Origin of the sequence: Cellulosimicrobium sp. Marseille-Q4280 (assembly GCF_943181405.1) — a bacterium.
In the GTDB taxonomy this organism is placed as follows: Bacteria; Actinomycetota; Actinomycetes; order Actinomycetales; family Cellulomonadaceae; genus Cellulosimicrobium.
Genome location: NZ_CALPBY010000002.1, coordinates 604,569 through 628,512 on the forward strand (window position 1 = coordinate 604,569; position 23,944 = coordinate 628,512).

Annotated in this window: 24 protein-coding genes; 9 read left to right on the forward strand and 15 right to left on the reverse strand. The window is 73.8% G+C overall.

Annotated features, from left to right (window positions below; translation table 11 throughout):
• Positions 1-58 precede the first annotated feature (58 nt).
• The 9 genes from NFS20_RS07505 (at position 59) to kduI (ending at position 10,006) form a co-directional block, all read left to right on the forward strand.
• Positions 59-2,008 carry a DUF2264 domain-containing protein gene (locus NFS20_RS07505; protein ID WP_251151106.1) on the forward strand — a complete coding sequence of 650 codons (1,950 nt, stop codon included), beginning with the start codon at positions 59-61 and terminating at the stop codon, positions 2,006-2,008.
• 78 nt (positions 2,009-2,086) lie between these two features.
• A complete protein-coding gene (locus tag NFS20_RS07510; RefSeq protein WP_251151107.1) occupies positions 2,087-3,406 on the forward strand; it encodes an ABC transporter substrate-binding protein in 1,320 nt (439 codons plus the stop codon).
• 107 nt (positions 3,407-3,513) lie between these two features.
• On the forward strand, positions 3,514-4,479 hold the full coding sequence (locus NFS20_RS07515) for a carbohydrate ABC transporter permease (RefSeq protein WP_251151108.1): 966 nt from the start codon (positions 3,514-3,516) through the stop codon (positions 4,477-4,479).
• Positions 4,479-5,378 carry a carbohydrate ABC transporter permease gene (locus NFS20_RS07520; protein ID WP_454043801.1) on the forward strand — a complete coding sequence of 300 codons (900 nt, stop codon included), beginning with the start codon at positions 4,479-4,481 and terminating at the stop codon, positions 5,376-5,378. The genes NFS20_RS07515 and NFS20_RS07520 overlap by 1 nt, the downstream gene beginning before the upstream one ends.
• Before the next feature lie 5 nt (positions 5,379-5,383).
• A complete protein-coding gene (locus NFS20_RS07525) occupies positions 5,384-6,094 on the forward strand; it encodes a DUF624 domain-containing protein (protein WP_251151109.1) in 711 nt (236 codons plus the stop codon).
• Between the two features lie 100 nt (positions 6,095-6,194).
• Positions 6,195-7,370, forward strand: a complete 1,176-nt coding sequence (locus NFS20_RS07530; RefSeq protein ID WP_251151110.1) for a glycoside hydrolase family 88 protein — start codon at positions 6,195-6,197, stop codon at positions 7,368-7,370.
• A complete protein-coding gene (locus NFS20_RS07535; RefSeq protein WP_251151111.1) occupies positions 7,367-8,320 on the forward strand; it encodes a fumarylacetoacetate hydrolase family protein in 954 nt (317 codons plus the stop codon). The genes NFS20_RS07530 and NFS20_RS07535 overlap by 4 nt, the downstream gene beginning before the upstream one ends.
• Positions 8,317-9,081: a 2-dehydro-3-deoxy-D-gluconate 5-dehydrogenase KduD gene (gene kduD / locus NFS20_RS07540; protein WP_285821109.1), complete on the forward strand. Its 765-nt coding sequence runs from the start codon at positions 8,317-8,319 to the stop codon at positions 9,079-9,081. Before NFS20_RS07535 ends, kduD begins: the two co-directional genes overlap by 4 nt.
• 64 nt (positions 9,082-9,145) lie before the next feature.
• Positions 9,146-10,006, forward strand: coding sequence for a 5-dehydro-4-deoxy-D-glucuronate isomerase (kduI, locus tag NFS20_RS07545; RefSeq protein ID WP_251151112.1), 861 nt, complete (start codon positions 9,146-9,148; stop codon positions 10,004-10,006).
• A gap of 111 nt (positions 10,007-10,117) precedes the next feature.
• On the opposite strand, the gene NFS20_RS07550 is transcribed toward kduI, so the two are convergent.
• The 15 genes from NFS20_RS07550 to NFS20_RS07620 form a co-directional block, all read right to left on the reverse strand.
• Complete coding sequence (locus NFS20_RS07550) at positions 10,118-11,296, reverse strand: zinc-dependent alcohol dehydrogenase (RefSeq protein ID WP_251151113.1); 1,179 nt, start codon at positions 11,294-11,296, stop codon at positions 10,118-10,120.
• Positions 11,293-11,724 (reverse strand): hypothetical protein, encoded by a 432-nt coding sequence (locus tag NFS20_RS07555; protein WP_251151114.1) that lies wholly within the window; start codon positions 11,722-11,724, stop codon positions 11,293-11,295. Before NFS20_RS07555 ends, NFS20_RS07550 begins: the two co-directional genes overlap by 4 nt.
• 94 nt (positions 11,725-11,818) lie before the next feature.
• Positions 11,819-12,934, reverse strand: coding sequence for a hypothetical protein (locus NFS20_RS07560; RefSeq protein WP_251151115.1), 1,116 nt, complete (start codon positions 12,932-12,934; stop codon positions 11,819-11,821).
• Positions 12,931-14,490, reverse strand: coding sequence for a ribosome biogenesis GTPase Der (gene der, locus NFS20_RS07565; protein ID WP_251151116.1), 1,560 nt, complete (start codon positions 14,488-14,490; stop codon positions 12,931-12,933). Before der ends, NFS20_RS07560 begins: the two co-directional genes overlap by 4 nt.
• 85 nt (positions 14,491-14,575) lie before the next feature.
• Positions 14,576-14,941 (reverse strand): iron chaperone, encoded by a 366-nt coding sequence (locus NFS20_RS07570; RefSeq protein ID WP_251151117.1) that lies wholly within the window; start codon positions 14,939-14,941, stop codon positions 14,576-14,578.
• 52 nt (positions 14,942-14,993) lie between these two features.
• Positions 14,994-16,037, reverse strand: a complete 1,044-nt coding sequence (locus tag NFS20_RS07575; protein ID WP_251151118.1) for an EamA family transporter — start codon at positions 16,035-16,037, stop codon at positions 14,994-14,996.
• Positions 16,034-16,654: a lysophospholipid acyltransferase family protein gene (locus tag NFS20_RS07580; protein WP_251151119.1), complete on the reverse strand. Its 621-nt coding sequence runs from the start codon at positions 16,652-16,654 to the stop codon at positions 16,034-16,036. Before NFS20_RS07580 ends, NFS20_RS07575 begins: the two co-directional genes overlap by 4 nt.
• An 80-nt stretch (positions 16,655-16,734) precedes the next feature.
• Positions 16,735-17,508 carry a (d)CMP kinase gene (cmk, locus tag NFS20_RS07585; RefSeq protein WP_251151120.1) on the reverse strand — a complete coding sequence of 258 codons (774 nt, stop codon included), beginning with the start codon at positions 17,506-17,508 and terminating at the stop codon, positions 16,735-16,737.
• 59 nt (positions 17,509-17,567) lie between these two features.
• Entirely contained in the window at positions 17,568-17,930 is a 363-nt protein-coding gene (aroH, locus tag NFS20_RS07590) for a chorismate mutase (RefSeq protein WP_251151121.1), read from the reverse strand.
• Positions 17,931-17,974: 44 nt separating this feature from the next.
• The gene (locus tag NFS20_RS07595) at positions 17,975-19,006 is read right to left on the reverse strand and encodes a pseudouridine synthase (protein WP_353050432.1); all 1,032 of its coding nucleotides are present in this window, start codon (positions 19,004-19,006) and stop codon (positions 17,975-17,977) included.
• Positions 19,003-19,710, reverse strand: a complete 708-nt coding sequence (gene scpB / locus NFS20_RS07600; protein ID WP_251151255.1) for an SMC-Scp complex subunit ScpB — start codon at positions 19,708-19,710, stop codon at positions 19,003-19,005. Before scpB ends, NFS20_RS07595 begins: the two co-directional genes overlap by 4 nt.
• 35 nt (positions 19,711-19,745) lie before the next feature.
• On the reverse strand, positions 19,746-20,681 hold the full coding sequence (locus NFS20_RS07605) for a segregation and condensation protein A (protein ID WP_251151122.1): 936 nt from the start codon (positions 20,679-20,681) through the stop codon (positions 19,746-19,748).
• Complete coding sequence (locus tag NFS20_RS07610) at positions 20,665-21,510, reverse strand: ParA family protein (protein ID WP_251151256.1); 846 nt, start codon at positions 21,508-21,510, stop codon at positions 20,665-20,667. The genes NFS20_RS07605 and NFS20_RS07610 overlap by 17 nt, the downstream gene beginning before the upstream one ends.
• A 219-nt stretch (positions 21,511-21,729) precedes the next feature.
• A complete protein-coding gene (gene xerD, locus NFS20_RS07615; protein ID WP_502800792.1) occupies positions 21,730-22,728 on the reverse strand; it encodes a site-specific tyrosine recombinase XerD in 999 nt (332 codons plus the stop codon).
• 91 nt (positions 22,729-22,819) lie between these two features.
• Positions 22,820-23,818: a heme o synthase gene (locus NFS20_RS07620; RefSeq protein WP_285821110.1), complete on the reverse strand. Its 999-nt coding sequence runs from the start codon at positions 23,816-23,818 to the stop codon at positions 22,820-22,822.
• Positions 23,819-23,944 lie beyond the last annotated feature (126 nt).

Sequence of the window (23,944 nt, forward strand, 5' to 3'; positions counted from 1 at the left end):
GATCACCGGACATGCACCGCAGGCCGCACGAAGGCGCGCCGCCACGACGGAGGACACGATGACGTACGAGAGCACCCGGTCGCAGCCGACCGCGTCCCTCGCCACGAGCCCCCTCACCGGGTGGGACCGTGCGCGGTGGGCGGCCTTCGGCGACCACCTGCTCGCGTCCGCCCTCCCCTTCGCGTCTCCCGGCCACGCCCGCATCACGCTGCCCGGGCCGGAGGGTGGCTACGGCCGCGCGGTCGACGGGCTCGAGGGGTTCGCCCGGACGTTCCTGCTCGCCGGCTTCCGCCTCGCGGGCGAGCGCGGCGCCGACCCGCACGGCTACGCCGAGTGGTACGCGCAGGGCCTCGCCGCCGGCTCGGACCCGCACGCCGAGGACCGCTGGCTGCGCCTGTCGGAGCACGCCCAGGCCAAGGTCGAGGCGGCGTCGCTGGCCCTCGTCCTCGACCTCACGCGAGAGTGGATCTGGGACGGGCTGTCTCCGCTCGTCCAGGAGCAGCTCGTCGACTACCTCGCGGAGGCCGTCGGCGACGACACCTACCCGCGCATCAACTGGGTGTGGTTCCGCCTCGTCGTGCAGACGTTCCTGCGCTCGGTCGGCGGGCCGCACTCGCTCGACGAGATGGCCGCGGACCTCGCGACGCACGACTCCTTCGAGCGCCCCGACGGCTGGCTCGCGGACGGCGCCGAGCGCTCCTACGACCACTACGCCGGCTGGGCGCTGCACCTGTACCCCACGCTGTGGGCGCGCATGCGGGGTGCGCAGGACCTCGCGGCCCCGCGCCGCGAGCGCGACGTGCAGCTGCTCGACCGCTACCTCGACGACGCGCTCGCCCTCGTCGGGGCCGACGGCTCGCCGCTCCTGCAGGGGCGCTCGCTCACGTACCGCTTCGCGGCCGCGGCCCCGTTCTGGGTCGGCGCGATCGCCGAGGTCCCGTCCCACTCCCCCGGTCTGCTGCGCCGCGCCGCGTCCGGCGTCGTGTCCCACTTCGTCGAGCACGGCGCGCCCGACGAGCGCGGCCTGCTCACGCAGGGCTGGCACCACGAGTGGCTGCCGATCTCGCAGTCGTACACCGGCCCGGGCTCCCCGTACTGGGCGAGCAAGGGCCTGATCGGGCTCGCGCTGCCTGCCGACCACCCCGCGTGGACGGCGACCGAGGAGCCGCTGCCCGTCGAGCGCGGGGACGTGCTGCGGGCCGTCGCCGCCCCCGGCTGGGTCGTCAGCGGCACGCGCGCCGACGGCCTCGTGCGGATCGTCAACCACGGCACGGACCACGCCCTCGAGGGCGACCGCATCGGCGACTCCCCGCTCTACGCGCGCCTCGGGTACTCGACCGCGACCGCGCCCTGGTCCGACCTCGCGAGCCGCACGTCCCCCGTCGACCAGAGCGTCACGCTCGTCGACGCCGACGGCCGGGCCACGCACCGCACGGGCTGGCACGCCCTCGAGACGATCGTCGACGAGAAGCCCGGCCAGGTTCCCGTCGGCGTCTCCGGCTCCGTCGTGCGCGCGCACTGGCTCGACGCCGAGACCGGGGGCCGCGACCACGGCCACGGCCTGCCCGGCGTCGCGACCGACGCCGGCACCCTCACGGTCGTCTCGCTCGTGCGCGGCCCGTGGGAGGTGCGGCTCGTGCGCGTCGACGAGCTCGCGGAGGACGTGGACGCCTCGACCGTCCGCCTGCGCGTGGGCGGCTGGCCGGTCGTCGACGGCGACGGGCTCACCGCCTCGCTCGTCCCGCTCACCGCGCCCGGTGCGCCCGTCACGCGCGAGCACCGCACCGACGCCTCACCGCTCGGGCACGCGTCCGCGGCCGACGTGGCCGACCTCCCGGTCGAGCCCGGCCGCTGGCACGCGGTGCTCCTCACCCTCGCGGGCCCTGCCCGCGACACCTACCCCTCGGCGCCGCGCCGCACGGTCCAGGCGCCCGAGATCACGTCGGCAGGACGCACTGCCCACGTGCACTGGCCGGACGGGGAACGCACGCTCACCGACCTGCCCTGACCCATCCCGACCGCCGACCCCCACCGGCGCGAGGACCAGGCCCGACGTCGGGCCGCCGAACTCGAAGGAGAGCAAGGAATGAAGCGCACGACACCGATCGCGATCGGCACGGCCGCCGTGGTCGCCCTCACCCTCACGGCATGCGGCGGAGGTTCCGGCGAGTCCGGTGGCGACGCCACGGCCGACGGCCCCGTGACCCTGAGCCTCGCGGGCTGGAGCCTGGCGTCCACGCCGGAGTTCCAGACCATCGCGGACGCGTTCCACGAGGAGAACCCCGACATCACGGTCGACGTCAAGGAGTACGCGGCCGGCAACGACTACGACACGCAGATGACGGCGGACCTCGCCGCGGGCACCGCTCCCGACATCTACGTGCTGAAGAACCTCAAGAACTTCTACACGTACCAGTCGGGTCAGCAGCTGCTCGACGTGTCCGACGTCGCGGGCGAGCTCGACGGCGACACCAGCGGCGTGGACGCCTACGAGGCCGACGGCGCGACCTACGCGGTGCCCTACCGCCAGGACTCGTGGATCCTCTACTACAACCAGGAGCTCTTCGACCAGGCGGGCGTCGAGCAGCCCGACGGCTCGTGGACGTGGGACGACTACACGCAGGCCGCGACGGACCTGACGACGGCGTTCCAGGGCTCCGGCTCGACGGCGACGGGCACGTACCAGCACTCGTGGCAGTCGACCGTGCAGGGCTTCGCCCTCGCGCAGAGCGACGGCGCGTCCCTCGACAGCGCCGACTACTCGTTCCTCGAGCCGTACTACGAGCGCGCGATCGAGCTGCAGGACGCCGGCGCCCAGCCGACGTTCGGCACCGTCACGACGAACTCGCTCACCTACCAGGCGCAGTTCGGCACGCAGCAGGCCGCGATGATGCCGATGGGCACGTGGTACGCCGCGACCCTCATCGCGCAGCAGGAGAACGGCGAGGCGGACGAGTTCGCCTGGGGCATGGCCCCGATCCCGCAGGTCGACGAGTCCACGACCGGCACCGACGCGACGCCCGTGACGTTCGGTGACCCGACCGGCCTCGGCATCAACCCGGCGATCGACGAGAACAAGGTCCAGGCCGCGAAGGACTTCCTCGCGTTCGCCGCGGGCGAGGGCGGCGCCGCCGCGCTGGCCGAGATCGGCATCACGCCGGCGCTCTTCTCCGACACCGTGGTCGACACCTTCTTCGGCCTCGAGGGCGTCCCGACGGACGACCTGTCGAAGTTCGCGTTCTCGACGCACGAGACCAAGCCGGAGAACCCGGTCGCGCCGAGCACCGCCGCCGTGCAGAACATCCTCAACGACCTGCACACCGCCGTGATGTCCGGGTCCACCCCGATCGCCGACGCGATCCCCGAGGCCGAGAGCCGCGCCTCCTCCGAGGCCGGCATCGGCTGACGCCTCCCGGTTCCTCCGCCGCACCCGCCCGGGGCGCCGCGACCGCTGACCGCGGCGCCCCGGGCGGGCCGGCACACCACGATCTTCCAGACACAGGAGTCCCCACGATGTCGACCATCGCCGCCGACGAGCGGTCGCAGCCCGGGACGGACGGGCCGGCCACGCCGTCCCGACCGCCGACGAGCCGCCGCCGCGCCGGAAGCCGCCTGAAGCTGCGCAACACCCTCGTCGGGTGGAGCTTCATCCTGCCGAACTTCATCGGCTTCGCCCTGCTCACGCTCATCCCCGTGATCGTGCTGTTCTACATCTCGTTCACGAGCTGGAACGTGTTCGGCGCGGCGCAGTGGATCGGCCTCGACAACTTCGAGCGCCTCGTCGGTGACGCGAGCTTCCACACGGCGCTGCTCAACACGCTCTACTACGCGGCGATCCACATCCCGCTCACGCTCGTGGCGTCCCTGAGCCTGGCGCTCCTGCTCAACCGCAAGCTGCGCGGTGTCGCGTTCTTCCGCACCGTCGCGTTCTTCCCGTACATCACGTCGATCGTCGCGATCGCCGTCGTGTGGAACATGCTCTTCAGCCCCGAGTTCGGGCCGATCAACCAGCTCCTGCGCGCGGTCGGCGTCGACAACCCGCCCGGGTGGACGACGTCGAGCACGTGGGCCATGCCTGCCGTGATCCTCGTGAGCGTGTGGCGCGAGATGGGCTACTACATGCTGCTGCTCCTCGCGGGCCTGCAGACGGTGCCCGCCCAGCTCTACGAGGCGGCCCGCATGGACGGCGCCAACGCGTGGCAGCGGTTCTGGAACGTCACGCTCCCCGGCCTGCGCCCGACGATGTTCTTCGTCACCGTGATGCTCACGATCGGCAGCTTCAAGATCTTCGACCTGATCCTCGTCATGACCAACGGTGGCCCCGGGCAGTCGACCCTCGTGCTGAGCCAGTACATCTACCAGAAGGGCTTCGTGGAGAACCAGTTCGGCTACGCGTCGTCCGTCGCGGTCGTGCTGTTCTTCATCTGCATCTCGGTCACCATCGTCCAGTTCCTCGTCAACAAGAGGAGGGAGGCGTGATGGCCACGCTCGACACCCCCACCCCCGCCGCCGCCCCGGTCGCGCTCACCCCGGAGCCCCGGGCACGCCGCGGCCGCGCGACCTCCGTCGCGGGCCGGACCGCCGGGTACGTCGCGATGGCCGTCGCCGCCGCCGCGATCCTCCTGCCGTTCTTCTGGATGGTCATCTCGTCCCTGAAGAACAACAACCAGGTGTTCACGATCCCGATCCAGTGGGTCCCCGACCCGGTCGTCTGGCAGAACTACCTCGACATCTGGTCGCGGTCGAACATGACGTCGTGGCTCAAGAACACGCTCATCCTGTCCGTCACCGTGACCGTGCTCCAGGTGCTCACCGGCAGCTTCGCGGCCTACGGGTTCTCCAAGATGCGCTTCCGCGGGCGCGACGTGCTCTTCCTGCTCTACATCGGCACCATCGCCGTGCCGTGGCAGTCCTACATGATCCCGCAGTTCATCATGCTGTCCGACGCCGGGCTGTCGAACACGCTCTGGGCGATCATCGCGCTGCAGGCCTTCGGCGCGTTCGGCGTGTTCCTCATGAAGCAGTACTTCGAGACGATCCCCGAGGAGCTCAGCGAGGCCGCGCGCATCGACGGCCTCAGCGAGTACGGCATCTGGCGGCGCATCATGATGCCGCTGTCCGTCCCCGCGATCGCGAGCCTCACGCTGCTGACGTTCGTCAACACGTGGAACGACTACCTCGGGCCGCTCATCTACCTGCGCAGCCCCGACCTGTGGACCGTCCAGCTCGGGCTCAAGTCCTTCATCGGCCAGTACAACGCCGAGCACGCGCTGATCATGACCGGCTCGGTCCTGTCCGTCCTGCCGATCGCGATCATCTTCCTCCTCGGCCAGCGCTACTTCGTCGAGGGCGTCGCGTCGACCGGTCTGAAGGGCTGATCCCGATGGCCACCTCTGCGCACGCGCCGCGGCGCCGCCTCGTCTCGCACGAGACGTACGAGCTCGTCTTCAGCACCGTGTACGCGGGGCTCGCGACGAACCTCCTCGTCGTCGTCGCGTGCCTGCCCCTCGTCGTGCTCGCCATGACGACGGACCCGACGGCGTCGTGGCCCGCCCTCGCCCTCCTGGCGCCGTTCTGCACGCCCGCTCTCGTCGCCGCGTTCGGCGTGTTCCGCGCGATCACGGCGGACGGCTCCGCGCAGGTCGTGCGGACGTTCTGGCGCGGCTACCGGCAGCACTGGCGCCGGTCCGTCGCGCTCGGGGCGCTGAGCACCGCGCTGGTCGTCGTGCTCGCCGTGGACGTGCGCGCCGTGTGGGGCCACGCCGTCGGCGCGGTCGCCATCCCGGTGTTCGTCACGCTGATCGTCCTGACGCTCGTGGCGTCGCTCGTCGCCACCGCGTCGCTCGCCGACCACCCGACGGCGCGGCTGGGCGACCTGCTGCGGGCGTCGCTGTTCGCGGGCGTCCGGCGCTGGTACCTCACGCTGCCCGCGCTGCTCGTCCTCGCGATGCTCGGGTCCGTCGTCGCGGCGCGGCCCGCCGTGGGGCTCGGCCTGGCGCTCGCGCCGCTGCTCTTCGTCGCGTGGGGCGGCGCCCGCTACGCGCTGCACTCCACCCTCGGCACGGTGCCCGCACAGGCCGCCGTCTCCCGCTGACCACTCACCCAGTCCCCGTGGGGCGGCCTCGCCGCCGCCGCACGTGCTGACCACGTCACCGACCGTCGGGCGACCCCGCCCGACCAGAAGGATGTTCCTGATGACGCTCGCCACCGGGCTCGCCACCGAGCTCGCACCCGCCGTCGACGCCGCCCTCGCGACCGTCCGGCGCAACATCGCCACGTTCGGCGACCTCTACCCCGACGACACGACCGCCGGCAACGGGTACCCGCCGCGTCCCGCGACGCCCGAGTTCGCCGAGGGCGCGAACCGCGGCTGGACGACGAGCTTCTGGCCGGGCATGCAGTGGCTCGCCTACGAGCTCACGGGCGACGACGCGTTCCGCGCGGCCGGCGAGCGGCACGTCGCGGACTTCGCGCGCCGCGTCGACCAGGGCGAGGACCTGCAGACCCACGACCTCGGGTTCCTCTACACGCTGTCGTGCGTCGCGCCCTGGCGCCTGCTCGGCGACGAGACGGCACGCGCCGCGGCCCTCTCCGCCGCGGACCACCTCATGGTCCGGTTCCTCGAGCCGGCCGGCATCCTCCAGGCGTGGGGCGACCTGTCGGACCCGGCCCAGCGCGGCCGCACGATCGTCGACAGCCTCATGAACATGCCCCTGCTCACCTGGGCCGGCGAGCAGACCGGCCAGGAGCGCTACCCCGACGCCGTGCGCCGACACACCGCGCAGCTCGCGCGGCACATCGTGCGCGAGGACGACACGACGTTCCACACGTTCTACTGGGACCCGGTCACGGGCGAGCCGCTGCGCGGCGGGACCGAGCAGGGCGCCGGCGACGACTCGTGCTGGGCCCGCGGCCAGGCGTGGGGCATCTACGGCTTCGCGATGAACCACCGGGTGACGGGCGACCCGGAGCTGCTGCACGCGTCCCGGCGCTGCGCGGACTACTTCCTCGCCCATCTGCCGTCCGACGGCGTGCCCTACTGGGACCTCGTCTACACCGACGGCAGCGACGCGCCGCGCGACAGCTCCTCCGCCGCGATCGCCGCGTGCGGCCTGCACGAGCTCGCGGCGGTCGAGACCGACCCGGAGCGCCGCGAGCGCTACGCGACCGCCTCGCTCGACATGCTGCGCGCGCTCGTCACCGGGTACACGCCGGCGGCCGAGGGCGTCGAGTCCGACGCGCTCCTGCTCCACTCGGTCTACGACGCGCCGAAGAGCATCGGCGTCGACGAGGGCAGCCTCTGGGGCGACTACTTCTACCTTGAGGCGCTCGTGCGCCACACGCTCCCTGGCTGGGTGAAGTACTGGTGAGGCTCGTCACGCACGTCACCGCCGGCGCCGAGCGTCCCGGCGCCCTCGTCCCCGACGGCGACCGCGAGCGCCTGCTCGACCTCTCGCCCGCCCTCGGCGACGGCGTCACGGTCACCGACGTGCTCGCCGACCCGGCGCTGACCGCCCGGGCGCGCGACGCCGTCGGGCAGGCCGAGGCCGACACCACCGCGCTCGCGGCGCTCCCCTGGGCCGACGACGCGCGGCTCGCTCCCCCGGTCCGCCCCGGCAAGATCCTGTGCCTGGGCTACAACTACCGCGGCCACGTGCCGGACGGGCAGGACCCGACGACGGACGACCCGGAGTTCCCGGACGTCTTCGTCAAGACGCCGAACACGCTGAGCGGCCCGCACGACGTCATCACCGTGCCCCCGGTCGCGGACGACGTCGACTACGAGGGCGAGATCGCCGTCGTGATCGGACGCCGCGCGCACCGCGTGGGCGTCGAGGACGCGATGGACCACGTCGCCGGGTACGCGCTGTTCGACGACGTGTCGGACCGCTCGTGGCAGCGCCGCTCCAGCCAGTGGACGATGGGCAAGTGCCTCGACGGCTTCGGCCAGCTCGGACCTGCCGTCGTCACGGCCGACGAGGTCGCCGACTTCCACGACCTGACGGTCGAGGTGGAGCGCGACGGCGTCGTCACCGTGTCGCAGAGCACGTCGACGATGGTCTTCCGGCTGCCGTTCCTCGTGCACTACCTCAGCCAGGTGATGACCCTGGAGCCGGGCGACGTCATCTCGACCGGCACGCCGCAGAAGCTGCCCGAGGCGCTCGCCGCGCACCGTCCCCTGGTCCACGGCGACGCCGTGACGATCCGTGTGGCGGGCCTCGGCGCGCTGACGACGCGCTTCGCCGGCGCCTACCCGGAGACGTCGGGCCCCGCGCGGGCCGGCGCCGCGACCCCCTCGACCGAAGGAGTGCACGCATGATCCTCGACCAGTTCCGTCTCGACGGGAAGGTCGCCCTCGTCACGGGCACGAGCCGCGGCCTCGGCCAGGGCGCCGCGGTCGCGCTCGCCGAGGCGGGCGCCGACGTCGCGCTGCTCGACCGCAGCGTGCCCACGGAGACGATCGCCAAGGTCGAGGCGCTCGGCCGCCGCGTCCACTCCGTGCAGCGCGACCTCACGACGGCCACGCCCGCCGAGCTCGGCTCCGCCGTCGCGGAGGTCGAGGAGGCGCTCGGCGGCGTCGACGTCCTGGTCAACAACGCGGGCACGATCCGCCGCGCCCCCGCCGCGGAGCACCCCGTCGAGGACTGGGACACCGTGCTGACCGTCAACCTCGACGCCGTGTTCCACCTCTCGCAGGCCGCCGGCCGGCGCATGCTCGAGCGCGGCGGCGGCAAGATCGTCAACGTCGCCTCGATGCTGTCGTTCCAGGGCGGCATCCTCGTGCCCGGCTACGCGGCGTCGAAGCACGCCGTCGCCGGTCTGACCAAGGCGCTCGCCAACGAGTGGGCCGCGCGCGGAATCAACGTCAACGCGATCGCCCCCGGCTACATGGCCACTGACAACACCGCGCCGATCCGCGCCGACGAGGCGCGCGAGCGCTCGATCGCCGAGCGCATCCCGGCCGCGCGGTGGGGCACGCCCGCCGACCTCGCGGGCGCGCTCGTCTTCCTCGCGTCCGACGCCGCCGCGTACGTGCACGGGGTGATCCTCCCCGTGGACGGCGGCTGGCTCGTGCGCTGAGCCGCCCGACCGACCCTTCCGAAGCCCGACCGAGCACCACCCGCACCACCAGGAGAGCAGACCCGTGGAACAGCGTTACGCCACCAGCCCCGAGCAGATCACCGGAGCGACGACGCAGGAGCTGCGCGACCGCTTCCTCGTCCAGGACCTGTTCGTCCCGGGCGAGGTGAACGTCACCTACACCCACCACGACCGCGTCGTGCTCGGCGGGGCCGTGCCCGGCGACGCGCCGCTGCCGCTGCCGACGTACGACGAGATCCGCAGCGAGTACTTCCTCGAGCACCGTGAGGTCGGCATCGTCAACGTCGGCGGCGCCGGCACCGTGACGACCGACGGCGAGGTCCACGAGCTCCCCCAGGGCGCGTGCCTGTACGTGGGCCGCGGCGTGCGCGAGGTCGTCTTCGCGAACGCCGAGGGCGCTGCCGACGGCTCGGGCGAGGAGGGCGGTGCGGAGCGCGCGGCGTTCTACCTGTTCTCGGCGCCCGCGCACACCGCGTACCCGACCGTGCTCACGCTGCCGGGCCAGGGCACGGTGCGCGAGCTCGGCGACCAGGTGACGTCGAACCGCCGCTCGCTCAACCAGTACATCCACGAGAACGGCGTGAAGTCCTGCCAGATCGTCATGGGCGTCACGTCGCTGCACCCGGGCAGCATGTGGAACACGATGCCGGCGCACACGCACGACCGCCGGACCGAGTGCTACCTGTACTTCGACGTGCCGGCCGACGCGCGCGTCATCCACCTGTGCGGGCAGCCGACCGAGACCCGCCACCTCGTCGTGGGCGACCGCGAGGCGATCATCTCCCCGAGCTGGTCCGTGCACTCCGGCGTCGGGACGGCCGCCTACTCGTTCGTCTGGGCGATGGCGGGCGAGAACCAGTCGTTCGACGACATGGACGGCTTCCCCGTCACGTCGATGCGCTGACGCTCGTCCCGCGGCAGCACGCGTGGAGGTGCCGAACCCCGGGTCACCGGTCGATCCAGCCCTGGATCGGGCCGTGACCCGGGGTTCGGGTGTTGGCGGTGGACCGTCCGCTCAGCCGTTCGGGAGGAACACCGCGCGCACGCACCCGTCCTCCTTCGTCTTGAACATCTCGTAGCCGCGCGGCCCCTCGTCGAGGGGCATGACGTGCGTCGCGAGGTGCTCCGTCACCAGCTCCCCGCGCTGCATGCGCTCGAGCAGCATGGGGATGTACCGCTGCCCGTGCATCTGGGCCCCGCGGACCGTGAGCCCCTTGTTCATCACCGCGCCGAGCGGGAACTTGTCCGCGAGCGCCGCGAAGACGCCGAGCACGAAGACGCTCCCGCCCTTGCGGCAGTGGTAGATCGCGTGCCGCAGCGCGGTGGGCCGGTCGGTCTGCAGCCGCAGGTACTGCTTCGTGCGGTCGTACGCGTCCTCGAGCGGCGACCCGCCGCCCGCCTCCATGCCGACGGCCTCGATGCAGACGTCGGGCCCTCGCCCGGCCGTCGCCTCGAGCAGCGCGGCACCGACGTCGTCCGTCCCCTCCCGCAGCGTGTCGCAGCCGACGTACCGGCGCGTCATCGCGAGGCGCTCCTCGAGCGGGTCGATCACGAAGACACGCTCGGCGCCGAGGAGCATCGCGGCGCGCGCAGCCATCTGGCCGACGCCGCCCGCGCCCCACACGGCGACGACGTCGCCCGGCGACACGCCGCCGAGGTCGGCGCCCGTCCAGCCGGTGGCCGCGGCGTCGGACGCGAACAGCGCCCGCTCGTCGGTGACGTCCCCCGGGACGGTGAAGGCCCCGACGTCGGCGAAGGGGACGCGCACGTACTGGGCGTGCGAGCCAATGTAGCCGCCCATGGCGTGGGAGTAGCCGTAGCAGCCTCCGGGCGCGAAGCCCCACAGGCCCTCGGTGATCGCGGGGTTGCGGTTGCCGTTGTCGCACAGCGAGTACAGCTCCTGGCGGCAGTACCAGCACTGCCCGCACGCGACGAACGACGACACGACCACGCGGTCGCCGACCCTGTGGTTCCGCACCGCCGAGCCCACCTCGACGACGTCGCCCAGGAACTCGTGGCCCAGCACGTCGCCGGACCGCATGAACGGGATGTACCCGCCGAGCAGGTGCAGGTCCGACCCGCACGTCACCGTCCGGCGCACCTTGACGATCACGTCGCGGTCGTCGAGGAGCTCGGGGTCCGGGACCTCGCCGACGGAGAGCTCGTTCACGCCCGTCCACTGCAGCGCCCTCACAGCCGTCCCTCCTTCCCGGCCCGGCGGATCGCTGCCTCGAGCGGCAACGCGGTGAGCGTCCGACGGCGCACGATCGGCTCGTCGGGCGGCATGACCGTCCCGGTCTCGAGCAGCTGCTTGGTGAGCCGCAGCGCCTGTCGGGCGTCGGCGACGTCGACGTCGTCCGGTCGCTCGACGGTCAGGCGCAGCTCGGTGCCGAAGTCCTTCGGCGCGGGCTTCGTCTCGAGCCGGACGGCGTCGCCGAGCTCCGCGAGCGGTGCGGGTCGCGACCGCTCGAGCTCGGCGCTCAGCGCGTCGTGGGGGCGGTGCACGGTGACGGCGAGCACCCGGGGGCCGTCGGTCCGTGCGTCGTCGGCACGGCGGCGTGCCCACCAGGTCGCGGCGCCGGCGGCGGCGGAGAGGGCGAGAACTTTCGCGGCAGGTCTCATGGGCGTGCTCCCGGGGGACGACCGGCCGGCGGCCGGTACGGCGGGCTCGCGCGCGCTGCTGCACGTGGGGAGGCGGAGCGCCTCGTCCAGCAGGCTAACCCCGTCGGCGCACGCTCGCCGGGTCGGCGGTCGAGCGCGACCGCGTGCGCGAGCCGCCGTGCCGCTGCTCGTCGTCCCGCCCGAGCGCGGCCCCGAGCGCGGCGAGGACGAGCAGGTCCACCACGAGCCCGGCGACGCCGACCCACTGCAGGGCGCGGAACACGAGGAGCTGCGTGAGCAGCAGGGAGACGAGGACGCCCCGGCGCACCCACACGGCCGCCGCCCGCCGGTCCCCCGCGCCATGACCTCGGGAACGCACCACGCCGACGACGACGCACGCGACCGTCGCCGCGACCCCGGCGACGATCCCGAGACCCACCCAGGTCGGCACGTCGATCCCGCCCCTCAGCACGCGGATCCCCGCCGCGAGCGACCCTCCCGCCACGCCGAGGACCGCGACGACGACCACGACCGCCGCCCAGCGCCGCTCGAGCGCCGCGGTGAACCACGACGACGCGCGGTCCACGAGGGCGCGCACCGGGTCCGGCATGTCGACGGGGTCGCGCGGGACCGCGTCGACGAGCGCCGCGACCTCGTCGGACCCCGGCTCGCCTCGTCCCAGCGCGACGAGCGCCCGGGCCTCCTCGCGCGCGGAGTCCGTGAGACCGCCCGCGACACCGGCGACGGCGCGGTCGGTAGCCACGGCGAGGTACTCGGCCGGGTGGTGCCGTCGTCGCCCGTGCAGCGCCTCGGCCACGAGGACGAGCACGACGACGGTCGCGTAGATGAGGGCCGCCGTCGGCTCGTAGAAGTAGTCGTTGTCCGCGGTGACGAACTTGCCGATCTCGTCGACGAACAGCCCGAACCCGATGCCGCTGAGCACGGCGCCGAGGGACCGGAGCGTCGGGCCGACGAACGACAGGAGCACCACGATCCCGAGCGCCATCCCGAGGCCGCCCCACAGCACGTGCGCGACGTGCAGGTCGCCGCCGCCCACCTGCGGGTACCCGGAGGCCGCCAGGAGGAACCGCGTGACGAGGACGGTCGCGACCGCCACCACGAGGAACGTCACGACGTGGCGCACCGCCGCGGTGTCGCGCACGACGCCGAGCCGCAGCACGCGGCCGCGGCTCGCGACCCCGCTGCGCGGCCCGGTCGACGGCTCGGTCACCGCTTGCGCTTCTCCCGCACGCGCACGCTGATCTCGATGGGCGTGCCCTCGAACCCGAACGTCTCGCGCAGGCGGCGCTCGATGAACCGGCGGTACCCGGCCTCGAGGAAGCCCGTCGCGAACACGACGAAGCGCGGCGGTCGCGTGGACGCCTGCGTCGCGAAGAGGATGCGCGGCTGCTTGCCGCCGCGCAACGGGTGCGGGTGCGCCGCGACGAGCTCGCCGAGGAACGCGTTGAGTCGTCCCGTCGGGATGCGCATGTCCCACGAGTCGAGCGCGCGCTCCATCGCCGGGACGAGCCGGTCGGTGTGCCAGCCCGTGCGGGCCGAGACGTTGACGCGCGGCGCCCAGGTGACCTGGACGAGGTCCTTCTCGATCTCGCGCTCGAGGAACGGGCGGCGGTCCTCGTCCATGAGGTCCCACTTGTTGTACGCGATGACGAGCGCGCGCCCGGCGTCGACGACCTGCGAGATGACGCGTGTGTCCTGCTCGGTGAGCGACACCGACGCGTCGACGAGCACGACCGCGAGCTCAGCCTTCTCGATGGCCGCCTGCGTGCGCAGCGACGCGTAGAAGTCCGCACCCTTCGTCTGGTGCACGCGCCGGCGGATGCCCGCGGTGTCGACGAGCACGTACGGCACGCCCTTGATCTCGACGAGCTCGTCGACCGGGTCGCGCGTCGTTCCCGCCGTCTCGTCGACGACCACGCGCTCCGCGCCCGCGATCTTGTTGAGCAGCGACGACTTGCCGACGTTGGGGCGCCCGATCAGGGCGACGCGGCGCGGGCCGGTGGGGCGCAGCTCGCCGTGCTCCGACTCCGTCGGCAGGGCCTTCATCGCGGCGTCGAGCAGGTCGCCCGTGCCGCGTCCGTGCAGCGCCGAGACGGGGTGCGGCTCGCCGAGCCCGAGGCTCCACAGCGACGCCGCGTCGGCCTCGCCGGACTGGCCGTCGACCTTGTTGGCGCACAGCACGACCGGCTTGCCGGACTCGCGCAGGAGACGCACGACGCGCTCGTCCGTGGCGGTCGCCCCGACGGTAGCGTCGACGACGAAGAGCACCGCGTCGGCGAGCGAGATCGCGACCTCGGCCTGCTCGGCGACCTTCCACTCCAGGCCCGCGACGTCGACCTCCCAGCCGCCCGTGTCCACGAGCGTGAACCGGCGGCCGGCCCAGTCCGCCGGGTAGCTCACGCGGTCGCGCGTGACGCCCGGCTTGTCCTCGACGACCGCCTCGCGACGACCCAGGATGCGGTTGACCAGCGTCGACTTGCCGACGTTCGGGCGTCCGACCACGGCGAGCACGGGCAGCGGTGCCTCCGGCTCGTGGTCCTCGAGGTCGAGGTCGTCGGCGTCGATCAGGGCGAGGTCGGTGTCCTCGAGCTCGTAGTCCTCGAGACCGGCGCGCAGCGCGCGCTCGCGCGCCTCGTCGTCGACGGTGTCCGGGGACCCGTCGGTCGGGCTGCCGGCCTCGGCGGTGGTGGTCGTCCCGTCCACGGGCTGCCCGACGGCGTCGGTCTCGTCGGGCGTGCCGGGCTGGGCCTGGTCGGGTGTGGTCATGGGGACCATTCTCCCAGGAGTGCGCGCACTCTCCGAACGCGGCACGGACGCCCCACCGCGCGCCTCGTCGGAACGTGCCCGCGCGTCAGCCGACCGCTCCGTGATGACGATCTGCCAACCGGGCGACGACGTCGCGCACGACGTCGTCCGGGACCGGCTCGGCGAGCGGGAACCGGAGCGTGCCCTTGCCGTCGCGGTACCGCGCGATCCGTCGCGCGAGGTCGTCGTCCTCGTCGTCGGGCACGGGGTAGAGCGAGACGTGGTGCGCCCAGCCGGCGAGGTAGACGACGTACCGGTCGTCGAGCGTGAACGTCGGGATGCCGTAGCTGATCCGCTCGCCGAGCCCGTCGACCGTCGCGTGGATCACACCGCGCAGGTGCTCGACGACCTCGCGCGTCTGCGGCGAGAGGGACGCGACGTACTCGTCGACGGTCGTGACCTTGTCCGCCATCGCTGCTCCTCCCCCGTGCGACCCGCGCCGACCGCACGGGATACGCGCGAACCTACTCCGCGTCGGCCGTGGTGGCGCGTCGGGTCGTCCCGGGGTCACGGTCGACCGCTGCGCGTTCCGTCCCCGCGAGGCGGACGAGGACGATGCCGACGACCACGAGCGCCCCGCCCAGGCCCTGTACGACGCTCGGCACCTCGTCGAGGAGCAGCCACGCGATGAGCACGGCGAACAGCACCTCCGAGAGCCCGACGAACGACGCCAGCCGCTCCCCCGCGCGCACGGTCGCGGCGACGCCCGAGACGTACGCGAACGCCGTCGCGACGAGCACGACGACAGCCAGCGGCACGAACCAGGGCACGGTGGACCCGAGGAGCGGCACGTCCACGAGCGGCGCGCGCAGCGGGAGCAGACCGGTCACGCCCGCCCCCGCGAGCGCGGCGGCACCGACGCCGAGGCCCGACGCGGCGAGGGCGACGGGCGGGACCGTCGTCGGACGGGCGGAGAGCACGAAGTAGGCGCCCAGACCGACCGCGGCTCCGAGCGCCAGGAGCACGCCGAGCACGTCGAGGCTCGCGCCGCCCGGGTCCACGACGAGGACCAGACCGGCGACCGCGACGGCGCACCCGGCGAGGGTGAGCCCCGGCGGGACGCGTCGCGTCCGTGCCCACGCGAGGCCCACGAGGAGCACGGGAGCCAGGTACTCGATCAGCAGGGCGACCCCGACCGGCAGGCGCTCGACGGCCGCGAAGTAGCACAGCTGGGTCGCGGCGACCGCCACGAGCCCGAACCCGAGCACGAGTCGCCACTCGCGACGCAGCGCGCGACGGCTCCCTCGCAGGGCGACGGCCGCGAACGGCGCCAGGACGAGCGCCGAGCAGAGGGCGCGGGCGAGCACGGCCGCCCCGGGCGTCCACCCGGCCTCGAGCAGCGGCTTGACGAACGGTCCGCTCGCGCCGAACGCGAGGGCGGACGCGAGCCCGAGGACGATGCCCGTCGCGGGCCGGTCGCCGACGCCGCCGCTCGGCAGGGCGTCCGGCGCACCGGGGACGGGGGTGCCCGGGAGAGGTGCGCCGGACGGCGGGCCGTCGGGGGTCACGGCGCCGGTCGCCCCTCGCGGTTCGGGTCGTCCAGCGGCAGCGCGATCCCCGAGCCCGCCACGGTGTCGGCGACGAGGACGGCGAGCGCGTGCCGGATCCGCTCGTTGGCGTCCTCGAGCGCCTGCTTGCCGCTCACGCCGGGGACGCGCGCCACGACGACCGGCTCCCCGAAGCGCACGACGAGGCGGCGGCGCAGGCCGGGGACGTGGTTGACGCCCTCCCCGGTGCGCCGCGTGCCGAGGACGGCGACGGGCACGACCCGGGCGTGGCCGTTGAGCGCGAGCCATGCGACCCCCGCGCGCGCCGCGGTCGCGTCGCCACGACCCCGGTTGCCCTCGGGGAAGACCCCGACCGCGCCCTCCCGGCGCAGCACCGCGAGCGCCGCCGCCAGGGCGGGGCGCCCGCCCTGCCGGTCGACCGGGATCTGCCCGGCGGCGCGCAGCACGGCGCCGACCGGCCCGACGAACATCTCCTCCTTGACGAGGACGTGCAGCGGCCGCGGCGAGACGCCGAGCACGACGGGACCGTCGACGACGCCGGTGTGGTTCGCGGCGAGCACGACCGGGCCGTCGGCCGGGACGTTCTCGAGACCCTCGACGCGCGTCGCCCACACCACGCGGGCGAGGAAGCGCCCGACCCACCGCGACCACGCCGGCCCCGCGGGCGACGGGACGCGAGGCGCGGGTGCCGCGCCGCTCACGGCGCGGGGCGGGGGCCCACCGCTCGCCCTGTGGTCCGCTCGACGACGGCCAGCACCGCGTCGACCGTCTGCTGGAGGTCGAGGTCCGACGAGTCGACCGTCGCGACGCCGTCCGCGGCGACCTGGAACTGGGAGACCGTCGAGTCGTCGCGGTCGCGGCGCAGCACCTGGTCCCTGGTCGCCTCGACAGCCGCCGCGTCCGCGGTGCCGTGCACGTCGAGCGAGCGGCGGGCGAGGCGAGCCTCCTCGCTCGCGGTGAGCAGGACCCGCACGTCGGCGTCCGGCGCGACGACGGTCGTGATGTCACGGCCCTCGGCCACGACGCCGCGCCCGGCGGAGAAGCCGGCCGGGCCGTGCTCCGTCTCGATGACCGCGCGCTGCACGCGGCGCAGCTCGGCACGCACGTCGAGGTTCGTCGCGACGGCGCTCACGGCCGTGGAGATCTCCGTGCTGCGGATCGCCTCGCCGACGTCGGTGCCGTCGACGTGGACGGTGGGGTCGTCGGGGTCGAGGCCCACCGCGAGCGGCATGACGCGCACGGCGCGCGCGACGGCGACCCTGTCGTCCAGGTCCTCACCGCGGTGCAGGCACCACCAGGTCGCCGCGCGGTACATGGCGCCCGTGTCGAGATAGGCGAGGCCGAGCCGTCGTGCGACGCCCTTCGCGACGCTCGACTTGCCCGAGCCGGACGGCCCGTCGATCGCGATCGTCAGCGGGGCGGCGGCGCTCCGGTCGGCGCCGGCGTCGGTGCTCGGCGTGCCCTGCGTCATCTCGTCTCCTCCCCGCGCGTCGTCGCGCGTGCTCACCGGGGTCACCGGGGTGGCTGCGCTCACTGGGCGAGGTCCCGGCGGAGCGCGGTCGCGCCGTGCAGGTACACGTGCTGGACGTCGGCGCGGTCGACGTCCAGCTCGGCGTGGGCCATCAGCCGCACGACGCGCGGCAGCGCGCCGGGGACCGCGATCTCCGTCGCGCACATCAGCGGGACGTCCCCCAGGCCCAGCTCCCGGGCCGCCGCGGCCGGGAAGTCGGACACGAGGTCGGGCGTGCACGTGAAGAGGATCGAGATGAGCGATGACGTGTCGACCCGGTTCGCGTCGAGCACCTCCTGCACGAGCTCGCGCGTACGCGCGAAGAGGTGCTCGCGCTCGTCGGCGTCGAGCTGGGTCGCGCCCCGGATGGCCCGGACCGGCATGGGTGGTGCTCCTTCGTGCGGTGGTGCGGACGTCTCGCCGGTCCTCAGAGGTCGACGGCGGACATGAGGGTCCCGAGCTCGGTGCGCCCGAGCACGCGCGTCGTGCCGGGGCGCAGGTTGCCGAGCGCGATCGGGCCGATGCGGGTGCGCACGAGGCGCGTCACCGGGTGGCCGACCTCCTCGAACATGCGCCGCACGACGCGGTTGCGGCCCGAGTGCAGCACGATCTCGACCATCGTCTGGTCGGCGACCTGGTCGACCACGCGGTAGGAGTCGGCGCGCACGACGCCGTCCTCGAGCTCGATCCCGTGGAGGAACTTGTTCGCGACGTTGCCCGGGAGCTTGCCCTGCACCGTCACCAGGTAGGTCTTCGCGATCTCGTGGGACGGGTGCGCGAGGCGGTTGGCCAGCTCGCCGTCGTTCGTCAGCAGGATCAGTCCCTCGCTGTCCGCGTCGAGCCGGCCGACGTGGAACAGCCGCTCCGAGCGGTCCGCGACGAGGTCGGTGAGCGACGTGCGCCCGTCCGGGTCGTGCATCGTCGACACGACGCCCTGCGGCTTGTTCAGCGCGAGCGTGACGCGCGTCGTGTCGAGCTGCAGGCGCATGCCGTCCACGTGCACGACGGCGGTCGCCGGGTCGATGCGCACGCCCAGCTCGCGCACCTGGACCCCGTCGACCTCGACACGACCGTCCGAGATGAGCTCCTCGCACGCGCGGCGCGACCCGAGACCGGCCGACGCGAGGACCTTCTGCAGCCGCACGCCGTCCTCGACGTGCACGTCGCGGACCGGCTCCGTGGGCTCCGTGCGCGGACGACGGCGCTGCTGCTGCGCCGCGGCAGGCCGTGCGCCGGGACCGACCCGCGCGCCCCGGCCGGCACCGCCCGGTGCACCGCCCCGACCCGACGACCCGCGACCGGAACCACCACCGGAAGCGCGAGCGGCGCCGCCCGCGCCCCGGCCGGTGCCGCCCGCGCCCCGGCCGGTGCCTCCGGCGCCCCGGCCGGCCTCGCGGCCCTGCCCGTCCTCGCGTCGACGTGACCCGTCGCCGTCCCGGCGTCGGTCTCCTGTGCTCATCGCTGTCCTTCGTCCGTGCCCTCGTCGTGCGCCGCGTCGGTCGACGCGGCGTCGTCGGGCGTCTGTGCCGCCGAGGGCCGTCGCGGACCGGCCGACCTCAGGTCGGCGAGCCCGTCGATCCCCTCGAGATCGTCCATCCCCGGCAGGTGCGGCGCGAGCGGGGGCAGCTCGTCGAGCGACGAGAAGCCCATGCGCTCAAGGAAGTACCCCGTGGTGCCGAACAGGCCTGCGCCCGTGTGCGGGTCCTGCCCGACCTCGGCCACGAGCCCGCGCGCGGCGAGCGTGCGCACCACGCCGTCGACGTTCACGCCCCGGACCGCGGACACCTGCCCCCGGCTGACCGGTTGACGGTACGCGATGACGGCCAGAGTCTCCAACGCCGCCTGGGTCAGCCGGGCCGTCTGACCGCCCCGGACGAACCGGCCGACGGCGTCGGCGTGCGCCGGTGCGGAGTACACGCGCCAGCCGCCGCCCGCCTCGCGCAGCTCGAAGCCGCGCGGCCGGGAGCCGTCGTCGCCGCGGTACTCGGCCGCGAGGGTGACGAGCGTCTCGGCGACCTCGTCCGTCGGCACGGCCAGCGCCGCCGCGAGCTCGACCACGGGGATCGGCTCGTCCGCGACCATGAGCACCGCCTCGAGCGCGGCGGGGAGCCCGCCCGGCAGCTCGTGGACGTCGGGCAGGTCGGCGACGTCGTCCACCGTCACCGCCTCGTCGACGGCTCGGCCGTCCTCGACCTCGGTCACGCGTGCACCTCCGCTACGTCGCGCTCCAGGACGACCTCCTGGTCGCGTCCCTCGTTCTGCTCGTCGCCCTCGTCGAACTCGCTCCCGACGCCGGCCGCGAGGCCCGTGCCGTCCTCCCCTGCCCACCGGACGGTGAGCTCGCCGAGCGGGGAGAGCTGGTCGAACCCGACCAGCCCTTCCCGGAAGAGCTCGAGCAGCGCGAGGAAGCGCGCGACGACCACGACCGTCTCCCCCGCGTCCGCCACGAGGGCGCGGAACGTCGTGGCGCCCTGCCGTCGCACGTGGGCCGCGACGACCTCCGCCTGCTCGCGCACGCTCACCGCGGGGGCGTGCAGGTGGGCGAGGTCCACCCCGGGCGGGGGCGCCTTCGGCGCGAGCGCTCCCGCGGCGAGCGCCGCGAGGCGGTCGGGACCCATCGTCCACACGAGCTCGGGCAGCAGCGCGGCGAGGTGCGGCTCGAGCTGCACGACGCGCGGGAACCGCCGGCCCTGGCTCTCGAGCCGTTCGGCGAGCACGCCCGAGACCTCCTTGTACGCCCGGTACTGCAGGAGCCGGACGAACAGCACGTCGCGTGCCTCGAGGAGGGCGAGGTCGTCCTCGTCGTCGACGATGCCCGACGGGAGGAGGCGGGCCGCCTTGAGGTCGAGGAGCGTCGCCGCGACGACGAGGAACTCGCTCGCCGTCCCGAGGTCCCAGCCGGGATGCTCCTGGCCCGCCGCGTGCGCCTCGGCCGCCGCGCGCTCCTGCTCCCGGATGTGGGCGATGAAGTCGTCGGTCACGCGCCCGAGCGCGATCTCCGTGATGTCGAGCTTGTGCTTCGTGATGAGCGACAGCAGCAGGTCGAACGGGCCGTTGAAGTTGTCCAGCCGGACCTCGAAGCCGCGCTGCTCGGTGCGCGCGGACGGGGCGTCGGTGTCAGGCGGCGTCGCCACGGGCGACCAGCTCCCGCGCGAGCTGTCGGTAGGCCTGCGCACCCGGGTGGTTCGGCGCGTACACCGTGATGGGCTCGGCGGCGACCGACGCGTCGGGGAACTTCACCGTGCGCCCGATGACCGTCTGGAGCAGCTTGTCCCCGAACGCCTCGTGCACGCGCGCCACGACCTCGCGGGAGTGCAGCGTCCGCGAGTCGAACATCGTGGCGAGGATGCCGTCGACGTCGAGGCGCGGGTTGAGCCGGTCGCGCACCTTCTCGATCGTCTCGACGAGCAGCGCCACGCCGCGCAGCGCGAAGAACTCGCACTCGAGCGGGATGAGCACGCCGTGCGCGGCCGTGAGCGCGTTGACGGTCAGCAGGCCGAGCGACGGCTGGCAGTCGACGAGGATCACGTCGTACTCGTCGACGACGGGGCGCAGCACGCGGGCCAGCACGGACTCGCGCGCGACCTCGCCGACGAGCTGCACCTCCGCCGCGGACAGGTCGATGTTCGCGGGCAGGACGTCCAGGTTCTCGACGTCCGTGCTCACGATCACCTCGTGCACGTCGGCGCCGCGCTCCATCAGCAGGTTGTAGACCGTGCGGTCGAGCTCGTGCGGGTTCACCCCGAGGCCGACCGACGCCGCGCCCTGGGGGTCGAAGTCGACGAGCAGCACGCGGCGCCCGCACTCGGCGAGCGCGGCACCGAGGTTGATCGTGGTGGTCGTCTTGCCGACGCCGCCCTTCTGGTTGCACATCGCGATGATCCGACCGGGGCCGTGCGACGCGAGCGGGGCGGGGTCGGGGAACACCGGGAGCGGGCGGCCGACGACGTCGAGGAGACCCAGCGCGTCGACGTGCGCCGCGGGCTCCGACGACGCACCCGCCTGGCGGTCCGACGGGGAGTCCGGCGGGGCGGCGGGGCGGGCGCCGGCACCGGGCGCGGGGGACGTGCCGCCGGGCTCGTGCTGGGGCTCGGCCCGGCTGCTCACGTCCGCCACGGGATCGCAGCCCCCCCCACCCGCCCGTGTGCACGCGCCCGCGCGCCGCGAGTCCGGTCGGTCCGGTCAGCCGAGCGCGCGGGGGTGCGAGGCCGTGTAGACCTCGCGCAGCGTGTCTGGCGTCACGAGGGTGTAGATCTGCGTCGTCGTCACGGACGCGTGCCCGAGCAGCTCCTGGACCACGCGCACGTCCGCGCCGCCCGCGAGAAGGTGCGTGGCGAACGAGTGGCGCAGCGTGTGCGGGGAGATCCGCTCGGGGTGCGCCAGCCCGGCGCGCTCCGCGGCCGTGCGCAGCACGGCCCACGCGCTCTGGCGCGACAGCCGCGCACCGCGCGTGTTGAGGAACGTCGCCGGGGTGCCTCGCCCGCGCGCGGCGAGGTCCGGGCGGCCACGCACCAGATAGGCGTCGAGAGCGCGCCGCGCGAACGACCCCACCGGCACCACGCGCTCCTTGCCACCCTTGCCGAGCAGCCGCACGGCCCCGGTGTCGAGGTCGAGGTCGTCGACGTCGAGGCTCACGGCCTCCGAGATGCGCGCCCCCGTCGAGTACACGAGCTCGAGCAGCGCCCGGTCGCGCAGCGGAGCGGCACCGTCACCCGCCCCTGCGGCGTCGAGGATGCGCTCGACCTCGTCGGTCGAGATCGCCTTCGGCAGCCGCCTGCCCTGCGCGGGCGGACGGACGTCCACCGACGGGTCGCCGTCCGCGAGGCCCTCCGCCGCGCAGAAGCGGTGCCAGCCCCGCACGGCGGCCACGGACCGGGCCGTGGACGACGGCGAGAGGCACGCCCCGCCGTCGGACCCCGTGCGCAGCGCCGTGACGTAGTGGGCGACGTCCTCCGCGACGACGTCGCGCACGGCGTGGTTGCCGCGCCCGGCGAGGAACGCGACGTAGCGCGTCAGGTCGCGGCGGTACGCCGCGACCGTGTTCGCCGACAGGCCGCGTTCCACGGCGAGGTGCGCCAGGTACTCGCGCGTCGCGCGGTCGAGCGCGTCGGGCACGACGACGGGCGCTGCGGACCCGGCGGGCGCCGGCTCGCCGGCTCGGGCGGAGAGGGCAGGTGGCACGGGACCATCATGCCCGCGCGGACGGACGCCGCGGCGGAGGCGGTCCCGAGGACGACCGTGCCAGCAGGTGCCGGCGCGTCGTCGGCAGGTGTCAGAAGGGCAGGAAGACGTCGACCGCGACGGCGACGAACAGCAGCGTCAGGTAGGTGATCGACGCGTGGAAGACCTTCATCGCGCCGATCTTGCCGCGCGACGGGTCCTGCGCACGGCGCAGCATCGTCACGCACGACGCCATGAACCACACGCCGAGGACGGTCGCGACGACCCCGTACACCCACGTCATGCCCGCGAGCGGCCACAGGGCGAGCGACGACGCGACCATTGCGAGCCCGTACACGATCATCTCGCGCGCGACCTTGCGGTCGTCCGCGACGACGGGGAGCATCGGGACGCCCGCGGTCTCGTAGTCGCGCCTGAACTTGATCGACAGCGGCCAGTAGTGCGGCGGCGTCCAGAAGAAGATGACCAGGAAGAGCGCGACGGCGGCCCAGCTCAACGAGTCCGCGACGGCGGACCACCCGATGAAGACGGGCATGCAGCCGGCGATCCCGCCCCAGACGATGTTCTGCGGGGTGCGGCGCTTGAGGATCATCGTGTAGCCGACGACGTAGATCGCGATGGCGGCGAACGTCAGCCAGGCCGAGAGCGCGTTGACGAGCACGGCGAACCACACGAGCGCCACGACGCCGAGCACCGTCGCGAAGACGAGCGCCGCGCGCGGCGTGACCTCTCCCGTGACCAGCGGGCGCCGCTTGGTGCGGTTCATCATCTCGTCGATGTCGCGGTCGAGGTAGCAGTTGTAGACGTTCGCGGACGCGGCGGCGAGGGTGCCGCCCACCAGCGTCGCGACGACGAGCCAGAAGTCCGGGAAGCCGCCCGCCGCGAGGATCATGGTCGGGACGGTCGTGACGAGCAGGAGCTCGATGATGCGCGGCTTCGTCAGCGCGACGTACGCGCCGACGCGCTCTTTCACCCCGCGAGCAGCGACGGCCGCGGAGGGACGCGCCGTCTCGTCCGCCGACCCGGGGGTCGGCACGGTGCGCGACGGGACTCCGGTCCCGTCGATCGGTGCCTGGCTCGTGGTGTGCACGCGCTTCGGTGTTCCGTTCTGAGGTGGGGGGCGAGCGGGGACGGACCACCGGCCGTCCCCGAGCATCGTACGTCGCGACCTGCCACGGGGCCGACCGCACGAGCCCGCACATTGTGTGAGATCCGA

Excerpts from the sequence above, each read along its gene's own strand:
- NFS20_RS07570 (WP_251151117.1), bottom strand. The coding sequence starts at position 14,941 with ATGGCGGACAAGGTCACGACCGTCGACGAGTACGTCGCGTCCCTCTCG.
- kduD (WP_285821109.1), top strand. The coding sequence starts at position 8,317 with ATGATCCTCGACCAGTTCCGTCTCGACGGGAAGGTCGCCCTCGTCACG.
- NFS20_RS07525 (WP_251151109.1), top strand. The coding sequence starts at position 5,384 with ATGGCCACCTCTGCGCACGCGCCGCGGCGCCGCCTCGTCTCGCACGAG.
- NFS20_RS07595 (WP_353050432.1), bottom strand. The coding sequence starts at position 19,006 with ATGAGCACAGGAGACCGACGCCGGGACGGCGACGGGTCACGTCGACGC.
- cmk (WP_251151120.1), bottom strand. The coding sequence starts at position 17,508 with ATGACGCAGGGCACGCCGAGCACCGACGCCGGCGCCGACCGGAGCGCC.
- NFS20_RS07510 (WP_251151107.1), top strand. The coding sequence starts at position 2,087 with ATGAAGCGCACGACACCGATCGCGATCGGCACGGCCGCCGTGGTCGCC.
- NFS20_RS07530 (WP_251151110.1), top strand. The coding sequence starts at position 6,195 with ATGACGCTCGCCACCGGGCTCGCCACCGAGCTCGCACCCGCCGTCGAC.
- NFS20_RS07555 (WP_251151114.1), bottom strand. The coding sequence starts at position 11,724 with ATGAGACCTGCCGCGAAAGTTCTCGCCCTCTCCGCCGCCGCCGGCGCC.
- aroH (WP_251151121.1), bottom strand. The coding sequence starts at position 17,930 with ATGCCGGTCCGGGCCATCCGGGGCGCGACCCAGCTCGACGCCGACGAG.
- NFS20_RS07515 (WP_251151108.1), top strand. The coding sequence starts at position 3,514 with ATGTCGACCATCGCCGCCGACGAGCGGTCGCAGCCCGGGACGGACGGG.
- NFS20_RS07505 (WP_251151106.1), top strand. The coding sequence starts at position 59 with ATGACGTACGAGAGCACCCGGTCGCAGCCGACCGCGTCCCTCGCCACG.
- der (WP_251151116.1), bottom strand. The coding sequence starts at position 14,490 with ATGACCACACCCGACCAGGCCCAGCCCGGCACGCCCGACGAGACCGAC.
- NFS20_RS07520 (WP_454043801.1), top strand. The coding sequence starts at position 4,479 with ATGGCCACGCTCGACACCCCCACCCCCGCCGCCGCCCCGGTCGCGCTC.